Below are 18,502 nucleotides of genomic sequence, written 5' to 3'. Positions count from 1 at the left end.
CAGTTTTGTCGAGGGGCGGTTTCGTGTAAAGAGCGCGGACTTCAAATTTCTTGGACCAGCGGACACAATCCGCCGCCAACGCAATCGACAGGAAAACCCACGGAATGCGCACGGACACCGGCCAGGTCTTCAAACTCGAAGACTATCGCCCCAACGACTACCTCATTCCGAAAACCGACCTTACCTTCCGCCTTTCGCCAGACGCAACGCGTGTCACCGCCGTGCTCACGATAGAGCGTCGTGACGACGTCTCCGTGTCAGCACCGCTGGTGCTCGACGGCGACGGGCTGACCCTCAAGCGCATAGAGATCGACGGCAAGAAGGTAAAGCCGGCGGATCTGCTGGCGACGCCTGATCAACTGACCATCCTCAAGCCGCCGGCGGCGCGTCGCTTCCAGTTGCTCATAGAGACCGAGGTGGCGCCGGCCGGCAACGAAGCCCTGATGGGCCTCTACCGCTCGAGCCATGTCTACTGCACGCAATGCGAAGCCGAGGGCTTTCGCCGCATCACCTATTTCCTCGATCGTCCCGACATCCTGTCCGTCTACACGGTGCGCATAGAGGCAATACGTGACGAAGCGCCGCTGCTCCTGTCCAACGGCAACCCGGTCGACAGGGGCGACCTCGGCGACGGCTGGCACTATGCAGTGTGGCACGACCCTTTCCCCAAGCCGTCCTATTTGTTCGCGCTGGTGGCCGGCAATCTCGGCCAGCTTGCGGACAGTTTCGTCACGCTATCGGGCCGCACGATCGAACTCGGCATCTATGTCGAGCCCGGCAAGGAGAACCTGGCCGGCTACGCGATGGATGCTCTGAAGCGGTCGATGAAATGGGACGAGGAGGCGTTCGGCCGCGAATACGATCTCGACGTCTTCAACATCGTCGCCGTGTCCGACTTCAACATGGGCGCGATGGAGAACAAGGGCCTTAACATCTTCAACGACAAATATGTGCTGGCCGACCGGGAGACCGCGACGGACGCCGATTTCGCCAATATCGAGGCGATCATCGCGCATGAGTATTTCCACAATTGGACAGGCAACAGAATCACTTGCCGCGACTGGTTCCAGCTCTGCCTGAAGGAAGGCCTGACGGTTTTCCGCGATCACGAATTCTCTGCCGACCAGCGTTCGCGCGCGGTCAAGCGCATCGCCGAAGTGCGCACCTTGCGCGCCCACCAGTTTCCCGAGGACCAAGGTCCGCTGGCGCATCCGGTGCGGCCGCGCCGCTACCGCGAAATCAACAATTTCTACACGGCGACGGTCTACGAGAAGGGCTCCGAAGTGGTGCGCATGATCCGCACAATTCTCGGTGCCGACGTCTTTCGCGCCGGCATGGACCTCTATTTCGAGCGACACGACGGTGACGCGGCGACGATCGAGGATTTCATCAAGGTGTTCGAGGATGCGTCCGGCCGCGACCTGTCGCAGTTCGCGCTCTGGTATCATCAGGCAGGCACGCCGAACCTGACGATCAGTTCGACGCACAATCCGGCCGCGCAAGAATTCACGCTCGAAATCGAGCAGTCGGTGCCGCCGACACCGTCCGAAAGCCGCAAGCGGCTGATGCACATCCCGCTGGCTTTCGGCCTGATCGGCGCCGGCGGCAAGCCTGTGCCGTATAGCGGCGTCGAAGGCGCCAGCGTCGAGGACGGCGTCATCCATATCCGCAAGCGCCGCCACATGGTGCGGTTTTCAGGCGTCACCGAGCGCCCGGCCGTGTCGCTCAACCGCGGCTTTTCGGCGCCGGTGACATTGTCCGTCGAGCAGAAAGCCGACGACCAGTTCTTTCTCGCCCGCCATGACAGCGACGCCTTCTCGCGCTGGCAGGCCTTCAACACATTGCTGACCGATGCACTGATATCAGCCTTCCGCGAGGTCCTCGGCGGCAAGCAGCCGGCCTTTGCACCGCGGCTGATCGAACTCGCCGGCAGCATCGCCGGTGACGAGACGCTGGAGCCGGCCTATCGAGCACTGGCGCTGGCATTGCCCGGCGAAGCCGACATCGCCCGCGACATCGGCAGGAACATCGACCCCGATGCCATCTATGCGGCTCGCGAGGCACTGGCGCTGGCGATCGGCACTGCGAACCGGGACGTTTTTTCGGGCCTCTACCGCAGCCTTGCCGACAGAGAAGCGTTCAGCCTCGACGCGGCGAGCGCCGGACGACGCGCCTTGCGCAACACCTTGCTGGATTATCTGTCGCTGCAGCCGGGTGGAGCAGCACTCGCCGCCGGGCATTTCCAGTCGGCGACCAACATGACCGACCGCGCGGCAGCACTTGCCGTGCTCGCGCATCGTCACCACGGTTCGCCCGAGGCGGTCGAGGCGCTGGCGGCTTTCGAGACGACCTATGGGTCCGACCCGCTGGTCATGGACAAATGGTTCCAGATCCAGGCCAGCGTTCCGGGGCCGCAAACCGTCGACACCGTGAAGGCCCTGACCAACCACCCGGCCTTCTCGATGGGCAATCCGAATCGAGTTCGCTCGCTGATCGGCACCTTCTCCAGCGCCAACCAGACCGGCTTCCATCGTGCTGACGGCGAAGGCTACTGGTTCTTTGCTCAGACTGTGCTCGAGGTTGAAAAGGGCAACCCGCAAGTGGCAGCCAGGCTGGCGACGGCGCTCAGATCGTGGCGTTCGCTCGAACCTTTGCGGCAAGCCAAGGCCAGGGAAGCGCTGCTGTCGATCGCCGGCGCCGAAAACCTATCGGCGGATCTGCGGGATATTGTCGAGCGTACGCTGGCATAAGCGGGCGCCCGGCAAGAGACATTGGGCCGTTTCGGCGTTATTTTAGTCGATTTTTAATCTTTTTTCGCCGGACCACTGGACAAGGCGAATCACCTTTGATTCTTTACTGACGATTCGGATGTGCGGCGTTTGCCGGATCGCCAAGCAGCATAGGCAAATTCGGGGAGTGCCATTTATGGCGAAGGCGGACGCGTGGGGCGCGCCCGGAGGGACGGTTTTTGCGCATCGCGAGACGCGCGGCGACGGTCTTGCCGGGAATACGCGGCTCATCGCCGAACCGGCCTACCGGCGGCTTCTGGCCGCCGAGCCGCTGCTGCGCCGATCAATACCCGCCCTCATCATCACCTTCCTGATCGTCATCGCAGCGCTGCGCGTGCTGTCACTGATGAACGAGCGCGACGATGTCGAGCGCAATGCCAAGGCGATCCTGACGCTGGCGGCGGGCCAGTTGGCCAGTTCGCTCGCCACCACCTCGGAAACGGTGCCCGGCGCCATACAGGATCTGCTGGAGACCACCAGCCGTCAGGGCGCGATGGGCCGCAGCCATGTGCTTGTCATCACCGACAGCGCTTTCAAGATCGTCGCGGTGACGCCGCGCTCGATGCCATGGCAGGGCCATTCGCTGGACGGCCTCGTCGAGGGCGGCCAGCCCTTGTTCATGTTCGGCGATCGTGCCGGCGTCATGGACGTCAACATCGGCGGACGGGACTGGTACGCCGCGGTCAGCCTGGCGGATGGCGGAAAGGGCGCATCGGCGGCCCTGGTGCCACAGGACGCGGTTTTCGATGCCTGGCGCAAGACCGTTTCGCTGAACGTCACCCTGTTCGTGCTGACGGCCGGCGTGCTGATCGTCATCCTCTATGCCTATTTCGGCCAGGCCGCGCGTGCGCAGGCGGCCGACCGCATCTACCTCGAAGCGCATCAGCGCATCGACATGGCGCTGGTTCGCGGCCGCTGCGGCCTGTGGGACTGGGACATGGTGCGCGGCAAGATGTACTGGTCGCGCTCGATGTACGACATGCTCGGCTACAAGCCGTGCGAAACGATGCTGTCCTTCGGCGAGGTCGATCAGATCATCCATCCCGAGGACGGCGACCTGTTCGAGCTCGCCAACAGAATCGTCGCACGCGAGATCGATCACATCGACCAGGTGTTCCGCATGCGCCATGCCGACGGCCAATGGATCTGGATGCGCGCACGGGCACAGGTCATCGATCCGGAAGCGCCGGAGATCCAGCTGATCGGTATCGCCGTCGACGTCACCGAACAGCGTCATCTGGCGCTGCGTTCCGAGGCTGCCGACCTTCGCCTCAGAACGGCGATCGAGAACATCAACGAATCCTTCGTGCTGTGGGATTCGACGCAGCGCCTGATCATGTGCAATTCCAAATACCAGCAGGACAACGGGCTTTCGGACCGCGACGTGATGCCGGGCACCGCGCGCGCGGCGCTGGAAGAACGCATGCTGGCCTTTGCTTCCGAACGGCGGCTTGCCCACACCAGCGGCCTGCAGGGCGGCGCCACTTTCGAGCGGCAGCTGGCCGATGGCCGCTGGCTGCAGGTCAACGAACTGAAGACCCGGGACGGCGGCATCGTCTCGGTCGGCTCCGACATCACCCAGATCAAGCTGCACCAGGAGAAGCTGGTCGACAGCGAGCGACGGCTGATGGCAACGATCCATGATCTCAGCCTCGCGCGGCGGGCCGAAGAGGAGCGTTCGCGCGAACTGGTCGACCTCAACCGCAAATACATGAAGGAAACCGAACGCGCCGAAGCTGCGAACCGGGCCAAATCCGAATTCCTGGCCAACATGTCGCATGAGTTGCGCACGCCGCTGAACGCCATCATCGGCTTCTCCGAACTGATGGAACAAGGGCTGTTCGGCCCGCTCGGATCGGAGCGCTACGAGGAATATGCCACCGACATCAACAGCAGCGGAAAATATCTGCTGGGCGTCATCAACGACATTCTCGACATGTCCAAGATCGAGGCCGGCCAATTCTCGCTGGACCGGGAAGAGATCGATCTTGGCCCGCTGATCAGCGAAACGGTTCGCGTCGTCTCGCTGCAGGCGGCGCAAAAGGCCATCACCGTGGAAACGCGCATTGCCGATGCGCTGACGCTGGTCGCCGATCGCCGCGCGATCAAGCAGATCGTCATCAACCTTTTGTCCAATGCGGTGAAATTCACCGGCCAGGGCGGCCACATATCGGTCAGGGCCCGCAACACATCCGGCGCGCTGGTGCTGACGATCGAGGACAATGGCTGCGGCATTCCCAAGGAGGCGCTCGGCAAGCTAGGACGGCCCTTCGAGCAGGTGCAGAACCAGTTCTCCAAGAGCCATGCCGGGTCTGGCCTTGGCCTTGCCATCTCACGTTCGCTGGCCGAGCTTCAGGGCGGCGCGCTGAAGATCCGGTCGAGCGAAGGTGTCGGCACGATCGTGTCGGTGCGCATTCCGGTGAAGAGGGCCGTGCCGGCGATCAAGGTTGCAGCGTGAATATTTTATCACCATCCCAGGCCTGATCCCACCTCATGGACGCGAGGTGAAACGCTTTGACAAAGTTATCTATTTTATCCACCTTAGATAAGAAAGGTAGACTTTGTCATGCGAGTGACTTCAACAGAATTCCAGCAGAATGTCGGGCGTTTTCAGGACGCTGCCCAGCGTGCGCCGGTCGCAATCACAAAGAATGGCCGGACCCACACGGTACTCCTGTCGGCGGCGATGTTCGAGGTGTTGGTCAAGGGACGAGTCGCCCGTAACGCGGAAGAACTGGATGATGAGACGCTGAACGCCATCGCCGAAAGCGCCGTACCGAGCGAATATGCCGGGCTCGATGCGATGCTCAAAGACTGGACACCGTGAGCCTGCCCAAACCTATCCCGGGTCTGGTGATTTCCTATTCTTACCTCTGGGTGAGAGAACACGAAAGGGTGCCGAAGAAGGTCGCAAAAACCGACCATGCGCCATTGTCGCCGCGCGCCGGGTCGTGGAGGGCCGTGAAGTCATAACGGTCGTTCCGGTCACACACTCGCCACCGGCTGATCCTGCCGATGCAGTAGAAATACCTGCGCCACTCAAAGCCCATCTCGGCCTCGATGACACGCCGTCATGGATCGTCGTGACCGAAACCAATGACTTCCTCTGGCCGGGTCCCGATCTCAGGCCCATCGCGGGAAGCAAACCGTCCCGATTCGACTATGTATGCTGCCGCCGCGCTTCTACGCCTATCTGCGGGAGAGAATTTTGCAGGCTCACGCACGCCGCGCGCTCCGGCAGATTCGGCGAACAGAGTAGCTGCATGAGACTGGAAAACACGAAACGTCTTCAATTCCAAGGGGCGATCGCTTCACGGTGATCCCGAACGAAACAAAAGATCAAAGTCCTTCCTGACCTTCTGCGACGTCTCCTTGAGGTGTGCTTCCAGCACACCGAAATCCGGCAAGTCGGTCACCGCCAGAAGCAGATCCGAAAGCCCCGGCGGAACGTCGTCGCGCTCGAAGGCTCCGGTGAGGCACAGCCGCGTCATCTGGGTCAGTGCAAGATAGAGCGCGTAGGCATCGCCAAGCTCCTGCCTTATCCCGGCATCGGCGAAGCCCGATGCAAGGCGCGACAGGATCTCGGCGGTGCCGGTGGCGCGGCGCCCGGTCTCGACCTGCCCGGTGATGACGGCCACCTGGGCGATGAATTCCAGATCGATCAATCCTCCGGGAATAAGCTTGATGTCCCAGAGATCGCGCGGCGGCTTTTCCTTCTCGATCATGGCCCGCATGTCCGCAGCCTCGGCCATCACCTTGGCGGCGTCGCGCGGCTGTCCAAGCACCGTCGCCACTTCCGCTTCAACCTCGCCGCACAGGCTGGCGTCGCCGGCAATGGCGCGGGCGCGGGCCAGCGCCATGTGCTCCCAGGTCCAGGCCTCCTGGCGCTGGTATTTCTTGAAGGCATCGATATGGGTGGCCACCGGCCCCTTGTTGCCGGACGGCCGCAGGCGCAGGTCGAGTTCGTAGAGCACGCCCTCCGCCGTCGGCGCCGACACCGCCGCGATCAGCCTTTGCGTCATGCGGGTGTAGTAATGCGAAGGCGCCAGCGGCTTGTCACCGTTGGACTCTTCGGCATCCGGCGCGTGGTCGTAGAGCAGGATCAGGTCGACATCCGATCCGGCAGTCAACTCGCGGCTGCCGAGCTTGCCCATGCCGAGCAGCGAAACCACGCCGCCGGCAATGGTGCCGTGGCGTGCCGCGAATTCGGCCGTCACCGCCTTCAACGCAGCCTCGATGGTGAGATCCGCCAGATCGGAAAAGGCGCGGCCGGCCCGCGCCGGATCGATCGAGCCGGCGAGCAGCCGGACACCAATCAGGAATTTCTGCTCGGAGGCAAAAATGCGCAGCCGGTCGAGCACATCCTCGTAAAGTCGGTCGCCCTCGACGAAGGCGGAAAGTCGCGCCGACAGATAGGCGCGGTCCGGTAGTTCGGTGAGCAAGGCCGGGTCGAGCAAACCATCGAAGACATGCGGCCTGCGGGTGATGATCGCCGCCAGCCGGGGGGCGGCCCCCATGATCGTCGCCAGAAGCTTCAGCAGGGCAGGATTGGACTGCAGCAGGGAGAACAGCTGGATGCCAGCCGGCAGGCCGGCGAGAAACTCGTCGAAGCGCATCAGAGCTTCGTCGGCCCGGCGCGTCTGGCCGAAGGCGCGCAGCAGCGCCGGCGTCAGTTCCGTCAGCCGCTCGCGTGCCTCCGCCGACTGGGTGAGGCGATAGCGGCCGAAATGCCAGCCACGGATGACGCGGCAGATGTCGCTTGGCCGCTGAAAGCCGAGCCCGTGCAAGGTCTGCAGCGTATCGGGATCGTCGACATCGCCGGTGAAGACCAGGTTGCCGATGCCGGTCGATAGTTCGGGTGCTGTTTCGAACAGTGCCGCGTAGTGGCGTTCGACCTGCTGCAGCGAGGCACGGAACGCTTGGGAAAAGGCAGAAGCGTCGGCAAAGGCGAGCATGCGGGCGATGCGCTCCAGGCCTTCATCATCTTCCGGCAGTGTGTGCGTCTGCTCGTCGGCAACCATCTGCACGGCATGTTCGACGCGGCGCAGGAACCAGTACTGGCGGGCAAGCGCATCGCGCGCCTCGGTGGTGATCCAGCCGCGGGTCGCAAGCTCACCGAGCATCGGCACGGTCTCGCGGCCACGCAGTTCAGGGAAGCGTCCGCCGGCGATGAGCTGCTGGGTCTGGACGAAGAACTCGATCTCTCGAATGCCGCCGCGGCCAAGCTTGACGTTGTGGCCTTTGACCGCAATCTCGCCATGGCCCTTGTGGGCGTGGATCTGGCGCTTGATCGAATGGACGTCGGCAATCGCCGCGTAGTCCATGTATTTGCGCCAGATATAGGGCTGCAACTCCTTGAGGAAGGCCGCACCCGCGGCCAGATCGCCTGCCACCGGGCGTGCCTTGATCATCGCGGCGCGCTCCCAGTTCTGGCCGCGTGCCTCATAGTAGCGCAATGCCGCCTCGACCGGGATCGCCAGCGGTGTCGAACCGGGGTCTGGGCGCAGTCTCAGATCGGTGCGGAAGACATAACCGTGTTCGGTGCGGTCCTGCAGGATGCGCACCAGGCGGCGCGTCAGCCTCGAAAACAACTCGGTGGCGTCGAGCGGATCGACGACGGCGGGCGCTTCCGGATCGAAGAAAACCACCAGATCGATGTCGGAGGAAAAATTCAGCTCATGCGCGCCGAGCTTGCCCATGCCGAGCAGGATCCAGCCCGACTGTTTCGACGGATTGCCGACATCCGGCAGTTTGAGTTTGCCCTGGCCATGCGCGTCACGCAGCAGGAAGTCGACGGCCGCACGGGTGCAGGCGTCTGCAAGATCGCTCAATCGCCGGACCGTCAGCGCCGTTTCGGCCTCGCCGGCAAGATCGGCCAGCGCGATCAGGAAATGCGCCTCCGCCTTCCACTGGCGCAGCTCCATCATCAGGCCGGATTCCGAGACTGCTTCGGTTAGATGCACCTGGTCGATGGCGGCGCCGATCGCCTCCAGCCGAGCCTCGATCGTCTGCTCGAACAGCCCGTCCAGGATTTGCGGCCGGCGACGTGCGGTATCACGCAGGAACGGCGACAGATCGAAGACGGCGGCAAGGAAATCCTGGCCCTCCCCTTTGCCTGCCAGGAACTTGGCCAGCCGCGTCAGTCCTTCTTCGCGCGCGGCGGAAGCGATCTCGGCCAGTTCCAACCGCGCACGGTCCTTGTCGAGCGGAGCAAGCTTGGCAGCCGGCTTCAGCAGCCATCCAGTCTCCACCCGCTTCGCTGCAGTGCTCATCAGTGATCCTCCCGAGCCGGGAAACTCATGACCACGGATAGTCCAGGATTGCCAGGCAAGAGTTCAAGCCGGCCATTGTGGAACGTCATGACCGCCTTGGCGAGGCTGAGGCCAAGACCGGAACCCGGCTGCGAACGGCTCTTCTCCAGCCGCACGAAACGTTCCGTGGCGCGGGCGCGGTCGCCATCGTCGGGAATGCCGTGTCCATTGTCGGCAACGGACAGGCGAACGTCCGCACCGGCTCGCTCGAGCGTGACGCGCACCGCCGGCTGGGCATTGGCGCCGGTGGAATATTTGATGGCGTTGTCGACGATGTTCGACAGCGCCTGGCCGATCAGTTCGCGGTTGCCGTTGACGGACACCGCCTCGCGCGCGTCTGCTTCCAGTGACACGCCTGCCTCTTCCGCCACCGGCTCGTAGAGTTCGACGACATCGCGCACGGCCTCCGCCAGATCGACGCGGTTGGTGTTCTCCGAGGAGTAGCCAGCCTCCAGCCGGGAGATCATCAGGATGGCGTTGAAGGTTTTTATCAACTGGTCTGACTCGGCAATGGTGCCTTCCAGCGCCTGCCGGTAGTCGGTAGGCTTTTGCTTGCCCGAAAGCGTCGCTTCGGCCCGGTTGCGCAGCCGGGTCAGCGGCGTCTTCAGATCATGCGCGATGTTGTCGGAAACCTGCTTCAAGCCTTCATTCAGCGCGGCGATCCTGGCCAGCATGGCATTGAGATTTTCGGAGAGCCGGTCGAACTCATCGCCAACCCCCGTCACCGGCAGCCTGCCCGACAGATCGCCGCCCATAATGCGGCGGCTGGCTTCCGACACGCTGTCGATGCGCTTCAGCGCGGCGCGGCCGACAAAAAACCAGATCAGCAATCCGCCCAGCCCCATCATGCCGAGCGCCAGCATCAGCGCACGGCGGATGACCGCACGAAACCGCTCCGGCTCGCCAAGGTCGCGGCCGACCAGCATGATCATCTGGTTCGGCAGCCGCAGCACCAGCGCAATGGCGTTGTGGCCCTTTTCGCCCTGCGCCTGCGCATCGTTCTGCTCGGATTGGGTGGTGGTACCCTGCTCGGCGGGAAGGTTGCGCAGGCGCTCGAGCTCTCCCTCGCCAAAGCGCTGATAAGAGAACGGACTGCTGGTCCAGCCTTCGTTCTCGAGAACGCCCGGCTCCAGGCTCTGCACATTGCCGGTCAGGATTTGGCCGTTGGCGTCGGCGATCAGGTAAAGGTTGGCGCCGGGCTGGCGCGAGCGCTGTTCCACCACGCGCACCAGGATCGGCAGGCCACCGCGCTGGTAGGCGCGGGCAAGGCCGAGCACTTCGTCATTGATGGTCTCCTGCGTCTGCGCGGTCAGCATTCGCGCCGACAGCGACGTCATGTAGAAGACGAGCGCCACCGCGCACAGCGCGAAGAGCAGGAAGTAGAGCGCCGAAAGCCGGGCTGCCGTCGTCTTCATGATGGCTGGCACGGAAAGAGCCATGCCGCAGCTAGCCGCTCTTCAGCATATAGCCGGCGCCGCGAACCGTATGCAGGATGGGCTTGTCGAAGCCCTTCTCGATCTTGCCGCGCAGCCGGGAGACATGGACGTCGATGACATTGGTCTGCGGATCGAAATGGTAGTCCCAGACATTTTCCAGCAGCATGGTGCGCGTCACCACCTGGCCGGCATGCCGCATCAGATATTCGAGCAAGCGGAATTCACGCGGCTGCAGCGTTATCTCGCGTGACGCACGGCGGACCGAATGCGACAGCCTGTCGAGTTCGAGATCGCCGACGCGGTAGACGGTTTCGGCTTCCTTGGCACTGGCGCGCCGGTTCAGCACCTCGACGCGGGCGAGAAGCTCGGAGAAGGCATAGGGTTTCGTCAGGTAGTCGTCGCCGCCGGCGCGCAGCCCCGTGACCCTATCATCGACCTCGCCGAGCGCCGACAGGATCAGCACCGGCGTCGTGTTGCCCCTGGACCGGAGACCGGCAATGACCGACAGGCCGTCGCGACGCGGCATCATCCGGTCGATCACCATCACGTCGTAGTCGCCGGCGTCGGCGAGCGCAAAGCCGGTTTCGCCGTCACCGGCGACATGAGCGGTGTGACCCGCCTCGGCAAAGGCTTTCTGCAAGTAATCCGCAGCCTCGCGATCGTCTTCTATGACGAGAATCTTCATAGGGCTGTTATACGCGATTTCGCCGGAAGGTTGAGTGGCAGACATCTGCATTGTGGCCTTTGCCAAAGCGCACCGCCATCAAGATTGCCCGAAGCCGTGCGCGATAAAGCTGCTCGCCGCCGATGTCGTTTGCATCGGATCGCGGAAGCGCTTTAGAAAGTGTGCGGCAGCGGACGATGGGAAGCCCGCTGCCGCCGGGGGAAGGCGCGATGACTGACTAACGCGCGCTCCTCCATGCTTTCCCGTACGGCGGCTCGGGGTGTTGAAACTGCCGCACTGGAAAAGTCCAACCTGCCGCCGGAACGCCCTCACCCACCTGGAAAGGCCGAGAGAACGCTCCGGGACCGACCTCAGCCCTTGGCGACGGGCAGCGCGACGAAACGATTGGTGTCGTCGCGGGTGATCTGCATCAGCACTGCCTTGCGGCCGGAGTTGACTGCATCGGTCATCGCCTTGGTGACGTCGTCGGTGCCGTTCACTTCGGTCGAATTGACCGATGTGATGACGTCGCCCGGCTGGATACCGCGATCGGCGGCATCGCTGTCGGGATCGACATCGGTCACCACCAGTCCCTTGCCGTTTTCAGACTTGGTAACGGTCAGGCCGAGATCGGCCAGCGTGTCGGGCTTGGCCGGGGCGGCGGGCTGCTGCTGGTCGACAGAGGCCTGCTTGTCGTTCGAGGGCAGTTTGCCGAGATCGACCTTGACCGTCTGGCTCTTGCCGTCGCGCCACACGGTGACGTCGACCGACTTGCCAGGCGAATAGGCGCCGATCAGCCGGGCCAGTTCCTTCGGCGAAGCGACATCCTTGCCGTCGACCTGGGTGATCACGTCACCGGCCGTGATGCCCGCCTTCTTGCCGGGACCATCGTCCTGGGCACTGGAAACCAGTGCGCCGTTGTTGGACTTCAGACCAAGCGACTCAGCGATGTCGGAGGTGACCGGCTGGATTTCCACACCGAGCCAGCCGCGCTGCACGGAACCGCTCTTCATCAGGTCCTGAACGACCTGCTTGGCGGTCGAAGCGGGAATGTCGAAGGCGATGCCGACGCTGCCGCCTGACGGCGAGAAGATCGCGGTGTTGATGCCGACGACCTGGCCGTTGAGGTTGAAGGTCGGACCGCCAGAATTGCCGCGGTTGACCGATGCGTCGATCTGGATGAAGTCGTCATAAGGGCCAGCGCCGATGTCACGGCCGCGGGCGGAGACGATGCCGGCGGTGACGGTTCCACCAAGGCCGAACGGATTGCCGACGGCCACCACCCAGTCGCCGACGCGAACCTTGGAGTCATCGGCGAAGTCGACATAGGTAAACTTGCCGACGCCGTCGACCTTAAGCACGGCGAGATCGGTGCGCGGGTCGGTGCCGATCAGCTTGGCGTCGAGCTCCTTGCCGTCATGCATCACCACGGTGAAGGCCGAGCCTTCCGAAACGACGTGGTTGTTGGTGACGAGATAGCCGTCATCCGAGATGAAGAAGCCGGACCCTTGAGCAACCGGCCGCGGCTGGTCGTTGTTGCGGTCGCGGTGGCTGAAGCGCCTGTTGCCGCCACCCTGGCCGTCCTGGTCACCAAAGCCACGGAATTCCTTGAAGAAGCGGCGCAGCTGTGGATTGTTGGGCAGGTTGTTCATGCCATCCTGGTCGTCGGACGGGTCGGAGCCATCATCGGCGGCCGGGCTGATCTTGGCCTTGACCTTGACGCTGACAACGGCGGGAGAAACGCGCTCGACGACATCGGCGAAGCCCGGCACCTGCGGCGCCTCGACGCGCACGGCATCGGCCAGAACAGGGCTGGTTCCGCTGGTCAGCGCGCCAACGCCGATCGCACCGGCCACCGCGACAGATGCGACGGCAGCCATGAGACGCTTGCGGGTGACGGAATATGAATTGGGGGCAATATTCATGGATTTCTTATCCTCTTTCAACGGACGCTGCTTGGTCGGCATCCTCAGGAAAGGAGAATTAGAGCGGCACACATTACAGCGCCATTTCCGACACATGAAACTTTGGTAATGTTTGGGAGTCAGGGGACGTACAATCCCCTTGGCTGCGATGTCCAATGTGCTATCTTGTACACAACTCAGCACAAGGCTTTCATAAATGACAGCAAGCACCACCATGACCATCCGGGTCTCTCCCGAAACCAAGCTGAAGCTGGAGCGGATCGCCACCGACACCCGGCGTAGCAAATCGTTCCTCGCCGCCGAGGCGGTCTCGGCCTACGTCGATCGCGAACTCGATATCATTGAAGGCATCAAACGCGGCATGGAAGATGCGGCGGCTGGCCGTGTCGTGCCTCACGACGATGCGATGGCGGAAATCGACGCAGTCATCGAATCGGCGGAAGCCAGGCGCTTGGGCAAGGCGTGAAGCGGTTCGTCGCCTGGTCGCGAGAAGCGCTGGACGATTTTAAGCAGCAAGTTGCCTTTATCGCTCAGGACAATCCTGCTGCCGCCCGACGCCTGGCGGATCGTATTCGTGAAATGGGCCAGGGCCTTGGTGAGATGGCGACGGGCCGCCCAGGCCGAGTGACAGGCACATATGAGAAGCTCATCGACCGCCTGCCCTACATCATTGCCTATGAGTTGCGCCCGATCGCTAGCCGTCAGAGCGTCGCTATCCTGCGCGTCATTCACACGTCGCGGGACTGGCCCTCGGAGGAATGGCCGAGCTAATTGCCTAGTATCTTGTCCAGCGCCGCCTGTTCCTCAGTGGTCAACGCATTGGTCGCCAGCACGCGGCGCGACCGCGCGGTCAGCACGATGAAACCGCCTCCCACCAGCAACAGCAGGACGGGCGTGCCCCAAAGCAACGCATTGCGCAGGTCGAAACGCGGCTTCAGCAGCACGAACTCGCCGTAACGCGACACGACGTAATCCATCACCTGCTGGTCGGTGTCGCCGGCGACGAGGCGCTGACGCACAAGGACGCGCAGGTCGCGGGCAAGGTCGGCATCGGATTCGTCGATCGACTGGTTCTGGCAGACCATGCAGCGCAAGCCTTCCGAGAGCGCCCGCGCCCGCGCCTCCAGCGTCGGATCAGGCAGCACCTCGTCAGGCTTCACCGCCAGGGCCGTGCCGGCAAAGGACAGCGCCAGCAGCAGGACAATGGAGGTCAGCGAAAGCCGCGCGTTCATGGCAGGGTCGCGGATGGCACCGCGCTCGCCTGCTTGCGCCGCCGCGACGGCGCGCCGACGCGCAGGCGCCGGTCCATCAGTGACATCGCCGCGCCCGCCATCATCATCAGGCCGCCGCCCCAGATCAACGTCACCAGCGGTTTCCACCACAGACGGACGACGACGGAACCGTCATTGCCCTCGTCGCCGAGCGAGATGTAGAGCTGCGAGAAACCAATCGTCCTGATGCCCGATTCCGTCGTCGTCATCTGCCGCACCGGATAAAACCGTTTGGCGGAGCTGATTTCGCCAACAGGGCTGCCGCTGACGCCGATCAGTTCGAAGCGGCCGAGATCCTCGCTGTAATTCGGTCCCTGGGCCGGATGAAGCCCGACGAAACGCAGCGTATGGCCGGACAGTTCGACGGTCTCACCGGCATGCATCGACAGAATCTTCTCGGTGCCGAAGCAAAGTGTGCCGACGATGCCGAGCGTGGTCAGACCGAGGCCAAGGTGAGCGAAGGCGGTGCCGAAGACCGAGCGCGGCAGGCCGAGCAAGCGCCTGACCATGATCCCCGCTGCGACATTGCCGACCCCCGATTTGACGGCGAGGTCGGTGAGCGCGCCAAGGATCAGCCAGACGGCAAGGCCAACGCCCAGGGCTGCGAACACCGAGGCGCCGTCGATGAACAAAGCGGTGACCAGCGTCGCCAGCAGCGCCGCTGCAAAGGCCGCCATAAGGCGCTGCGCGACGGCGAAGACATCGCCGCGCTTCCAGGCCAGCAACGGCCCGAACGGAACCACGAGCAGCAGCGGCACCATCAGCGGTCCGAAGGTGAGATTGAAGAACGGCGCGCCGACCGAGATCTTGTCGGCTGAAAAGGCTTCGACGGCGAGCGGATAGAGTGTGCCGACGAGGACGGTCGCCGTCGCCGTCGTCAGGAACAGATTGTTGAGGACCAGCGCCCCTTCTCGGGAAATCGGTTGGAACAGGCCGCCGGTCGTCAGCCGGGAAGCGCGCAGCGCAAACAGCGCCAGCGAGCCGCCGATAAACAGCGTCAGTATGCACAGGATAAACACGCCGCGCGTCGGATCGGTGGCAAAGGCGTGCACCGAGGTCAGCACGCCTGAACGCACGAGGAAGGTGCCGAGCAGCGACAGCGAAAAGGTCAGGATGGCGAGCAGCAGCGTCCAGATCTTCAGCGCCGAGCGCTTTTCCATGACGATGGCCGAATGGAGCAGCGCGGTCCCCGCCAGCCACGGCATGAAGGAGGCGTTCTCGACCGGATCCCAGAACCAGAAACCGCCCCAACCGAGCTCGTAGTAGGCCCAGTACGATCCCATGGCGATGCCGCCGGTCAGGAACATCCAGGCGACCAGCGTCCACGGCCGCACCCAGCGTGCCCAGGACGCGTCGATGCGGCCTTCGATGAGAGCGGCAACCGAGAAGGAAAAACAGATCGAGAAGCCGACATAGCCGAGATAGAGAAAAGGCGGGTGAATGGCGAGGCCGAGATCCTGCAGGATCGGGTTGAGATCGCGGCCTTCGATCGGCGCCGGATTGAGCCGGATGAACGGATTGGACGTCGCCAGGATGAACAGGAAGAAGGCGGCGCCGATGGCGCCTTGCACCGCAAGCACATTGGCGCGCAGCGTCGCCGGCAGGTTGGAGCCGAAAGCGGCGACGAGCGCGCCGAAGAAGGTCAGGATCAACACCCAAAGCAGCATCGAGCCTTCATGATTGCCCCAAGTTCCGGTGATCTTGTAGATCAACGGCTGCAAGGAATGCGAGTTTTCCCACACGCTCGCCACCGAGAAATCGGAGCTTGCATAGGCACTCGCCAACGCTGCGAAGGACAGCGCCGTCAAGGCAAAGCCGGTCACTGCGACCGGACCGCCGACGGCCATGAGGCGCTGGTTGTTCAGGCGCGCGCCAAACAGCGGCACCACCGTCTGCACCAGCGAAAGCGCAAACGCCAGGACGAGGGCGAAATGTCCCGTTTCAACCATGCCCGTGATCCATTGTCGCTCTCCTGCCGGAGCTATTCACTCTTGTTCTCCTGCCAGACGCCCTTGGCCTTGAGGCCGTCCGCAACCTCCTTGGGCATGTAGCGCTCATCATGCTTGGCCAGCACGCTATCGGCAACAAAAACCCCGTCCGGGCCGAAAGTACCCTCGGTGATGACGCCCTGCTCTTCGCGGAAAAGGTCGGGCAGGATGCCGGTGTAGGTGACCTTGACCGATTTGTGCGTGTCGGTCACCGAAAAGCCGACCGTGGCCCCCTGCCCGCGCTGGATCGTGCCTTTTTCGACCAATCCACCCAACCGGATGCGCTGGCCAGGCTGGACGCTGGCGGTGGTGAGATCGGCCGGCATGTAGAAATAGGAGGCCTTCTGGCCAAGCGCGTAAAAAGTCAGCCCGGTCGCGGCAGCCAGGAAGACCAGCCCGCCCGCGATCACCGACAATCGTTTCTGCTTGCGCGTCATGTCTTGTTCTACTCCGTCGCCGCAAGCCCAAGCGAAGCGGCAAAGGCAGTGAATTTCTTCGCCTGGTCGCTGTCGGCTCCAAAGACGGCAATGGCGCGACCGAGCGCCTCACGCGCCTGATCGGCCTTGCCGAGCACGACATAGGAACGAACGAGCCGCATCCATCCTTCCGGATCGCGCGGATTTTGCCGCAGTTTGTCGTCGAGGCCGGCAACCATCGTATTGATCATGGTCTCCCGGTCCTGCGGCGACATCGAGGATGCGGCGTCGACATCGCCGGCATCGGGACCGTTGGTGGCGCCGCCGGAAGCGACGTCGGAGCTTCCGGATTTGGCGAGCGCCTGCTCGACGGCACCGCGCCATGGCGAATCCGGCGGCAATCTGTCCAGCATCGCCTGCCATGCCGTGGTCGCTTCCTTGGCGCGACCCTCCTGCGCCAATGCCATGGCCAGGTAGAAGCTGGCCTTCGCATTGGCCGGATCGAGCTTCAGGGCTGCTTCGAAAGCATCCTGGGCATCGGCCGAGACAATGCCGCCTGCCGCGCTGGCGATCGCCTCGCCGAGACCGGCCTGGCGAACGGCGCTGTCGCCATCGAGCCGAATGGCGTTGCGATAGGCTCCTGCCGCGTCGGAAAAGCGCTGCATGCGCAGATAGACCGGTGCCAGCACGTCCCAGCCCCTGCCGTCAGTGGGATTGGCGGCCAGATGGGCTTCGGCCCGCGCCACCAGCTCGTCGACCGAACTGTCGGCAGGATTCTTGGCCAACCGCTCGCTGAGCGGTTGCGACGGCAGGTCAGGAGAGCCAAGCTTGACATAGAGCCCCCAACTGACCAGCGGCACCGCCAGCACGGCTACGGTTGCCACCAGCCTTGCCGTGACCGGCGCTCGGCCAGGGTTTGCGCCGCCGACGGCACCCGCATTGTCAAGGCGAAGGATGCGGCGAGCGATCTCGGCGCGGGCCTCGGCGGCTTCGGCCGGCTGGATCAAGCCACGCGCGGCGTCGCGGTCAAGCTCGGACAATTGGTCCCGATAGACTTCGAGATCATGTTCGCCGCTCGACGACGCGCCCTTGGCGCTGGCGGCCAGCGGCAGCAGCACCGCCAGGCTTGCACCCAGCGTGAGAATGGCGGCTATGACCCAGAACAGCATGGTTCTTCCAATACCGGCAGAGCTCTGCCGTGCCAACAGATGCATGCTGCGACGCTTTGACGACGCCAGCCGCCAATCGTCGGCAGACGGTCGTCAGGTCAGCGGCGTCCAGCTGCCATCGGCGTTGCGGCAAGCGGTTCCACGCGCCGTGACCCCGGCACCGGCGGAAAACACCGTCTGCGTGTACTGGCGGCAGTCCTGCGAACCGACGCGGTACGGCTGGGCCGGAACCACCTCGCCGTAGCGCGAAGCCTGAGCGCCCTTCCACGTCACCTTCTGGCCACTGGTCGTATATTCTAGCGCCTTGTATTCAGCCTCAAGCGCGCTGCGCTTCTCGGTCTCGCTGAGGCCGTTGCCGATCGCCCCGCTGATGAGGCCGCCGCCCATCGCCGAAATGATCGTCGTGGTCACCTTGCCGCTGGAAGGAGGTGTCGAGGCCGGTGTCACTGCCACGGTTGGACCCTTGCCGCTCAAGGTGGTGCAGCCGGAAACAGCCAGCAATGCGGAAACGAGAGCGACGCGAATCTTCATGC

Annotated in this window: 14 protein-coding genes; 5 read left to right on the top strand and 9 right to left on the bottom strand. The window is 63.5% G+C overall.

The annotated features are described in order from the left end of the window. Positions 1-104 precede the first annotated feature (104 nt). The 3 genes from pepN (at position 105) to X735_RS143535 (ending at position 5,616) form a co-directional block, all read left to right on the top strand. The gene (gene pepN, locus X735_RS143525; RefSeq protein ID WP_023812824.1) at positions 105-2,750 is read left to right on the top strand and encodes an aminopeptidase N; all 2,646 of its coding nucleotides are present in this window, start codon (positions 105-107) and stop codon (positions 2,748-2,750) included. 175 nt (positions 2,751-2,925) lie between these two features. Then, the gene (locus X735_RS143530) at positions 2,926-5,247 is read left to right on the top strand and encodes a PAS domain-containing sensor histidine kinase (RefSeq protein WP_023812823.1); all 2,322 of its coding nucleotides are present in this window, start codon (positions 2,926-2,928) and stop codon (positions 5,245-5,247) included. Between the two features lie 108 nt (positions 5,248-5,355). Then, entirely contained in the window at positions 5,356-5,616 is a 261-nt protein-coding gene (locus tag X735_RS143535) for a type II toxin-antitoxin system prevent-host-death family antitoxin (protein ID WP_023812822.1), read from the top strand. 484 nt (positions 5,617-6,100) lie between these two features. On the opposite strand, the gene X735_RS143545 is transcribed toward X735_RS143535, so the two are convergent. The 4 genes from X735_RS143545 to X735_RS143560 all read right to left on the bottom strand — a co-directional run bounded on the left by X735_RS143545 (position 6,101) and on the right by X735_RS143560 (position 13,125). Next, positions 6,101-9,061, bottom strand: coding sequence for a bifunctional [glutamine synthetase] adenylyltransferase/[glutamine synthetase]-adenylyl-L-tyrosine phosphorylase (locus X735_RS143545; protein ID WP_023812820.1), 2,961 nt, complete (start codon positions 9,059-9,061; stop codon positions 6,101-6,103). Beyond that, positions 9,061-10,539, bottom strand: coding sequence for a HAMP domain-containing sensor histidine kinase (locus tag X735_RS143550; RefSeq protein WP_023812819.1), 1,479 nt, complete (start codon positions 10,537-10,539; stop codon positions 9,061-9,063). Before X735_RS143550 ends, X735_RS143545 begins: the two co-directional genes overlap by 1 nt. 7 nt (positions 10,540-10,546) lie before the next feature. Continuing rightward, complete coding sequence (locus X735_RS143555; RefSeq protein WP_023812818.1) at positions 10,547-11,221, bottom strand: response regulator transcription factor; 675 nt, start codon at positions 11,219-11,221, stop codon at positions 10,547-10,549. A gap of 350 nt (positions 11,222-11,571) precedes the next feature. Continuing rightward, positions 11,572-13,125 (bottom strand): Do family serine endopeptidase, encoded by a 1,554-nt coding sequence (locus X735_RS143560; RefSeq protein ID WP_023812817.1) that lies wholly within the window; start codon positions 13,123-13,125, stop codon positions 11,572-11,574. Positions 13,126-13,321: 196 nt separating this feature from the next. Here X735_RS143560 and X735_RS143565 point away from each other — a divergent pair, with 196 nt between their 5' ends. Together X735_RS143565 and X735_RS143570 are read left to right on the top strand one after the other, a co-directional pair. Beyond that, complete coding sequence (locus X735_RS143565; RefSeq protein ID WP_023812816.1) at positions 13,322-13,591, top strand: CopG family ribbon-helix-helix protein; 270 nt, start codon at positions 13,322-13,324, stop codon at positions 13,589-13,591. Then, positions 13,588-13,896, top strand: a complete 309-nt coding sequence (locus tag X735_RS143570) for a type II toxin-antitoxin system RelE/ParE family toxin (protein ID WP_023812815.1) — start codon at positions 13,588-13,590, stop codon at positions 13,894-13,896. Before X735_RS143565 ends, X735_RS143570 begins: the two co-directional genes overlap by 4 nt. Here the strand turns inward: X735_RS143570 and X735_RS143575 are convergent. From X735_RS143575 to X735_RS143595, 5 genes are all read right to left on the bottom strand, one after another. Continuing rightward, positions 13,893-14,357 (bottom strand): cytochrome c-type biogenesis protein, encoded by a 465-nt coding sequence (locus X735_RS143575; protein ID WP_023812814.1) that lies wholly within the window; start codon positions 14,355-14,357, stop codon positions 13,893-13,895. The two genes, X735_RS143570 and X735_RS143575, sit on opposite strands and share 4 nt — an antisense overlap. Further along, positions 14,354-16,345, bottom strand: coding sequence for a heme lyase CcmF/NrfE family subunit (locus X735_RS143580; protein ID WP_023812813.1), 1,992 nt, complete (start codon positions 16,343-16,345; stop codon positions 14,354-14,356). Before X735_RS143580 ends, X735_RS143575 begins: the two co-directional genes overlap by 4 nt. Before the next feature lie 32 nt (positions 16,346-16,377). After that, the gene (ccmE, locus tag X735_RS143585) at positions 16,378-16,821 is read right to left on the bottom strand and encodes a cytochrome c maturation protein CcmE (RefSeq protein ID WP_023812812.1); all 444 of its coding nucleotides are present in this window, start codon (positions 16,819-16,821) and stop codon (positions 16,378-16,380) included. Positions 16,822-16,829: 8 nt separating this feature from the next. Beyond that, positions 16,830-17,969, bottom strand: a complete 1,140-nt coding sequence (gene ccmI, locus X735_RS143590) for a c-type cytochrome biogenesis protein CcmI (RefSeq protein WP_023812811.1) — start codon at positions 17,967-17,969, stop codon at positions 16,830-16,832. Positions 17,970-18,062: 93 nt separating this feature from the next. After that, positions 18,063-18,500, bottom strand: a complete 438-nt coding sequence (locus X735_RS143595) for a hypothetical protein (protein WP_023812810.1) — start codon at positions 18,498-18,500, stop codon at positions 18,063-18,065. Between the last annotated feature and the right edge of the window lie 2 nt (positions 18,501-18,502).

The sequence above is a fragment of the Mesorhizobium sp. L2C084A000 genome (assembly GCF_000502875.1).
GTDB lineage: Bacteria > Pseudomonadota > Alphaproteobacteria > Rhizobiales > Rhizobiaceae > Mesorhizobium.
The sequence above is the reverse complement of the archived record's forward strand: the minus strand, read 5'-3'. Positions and strand labels throughout refer to the sequence as shown.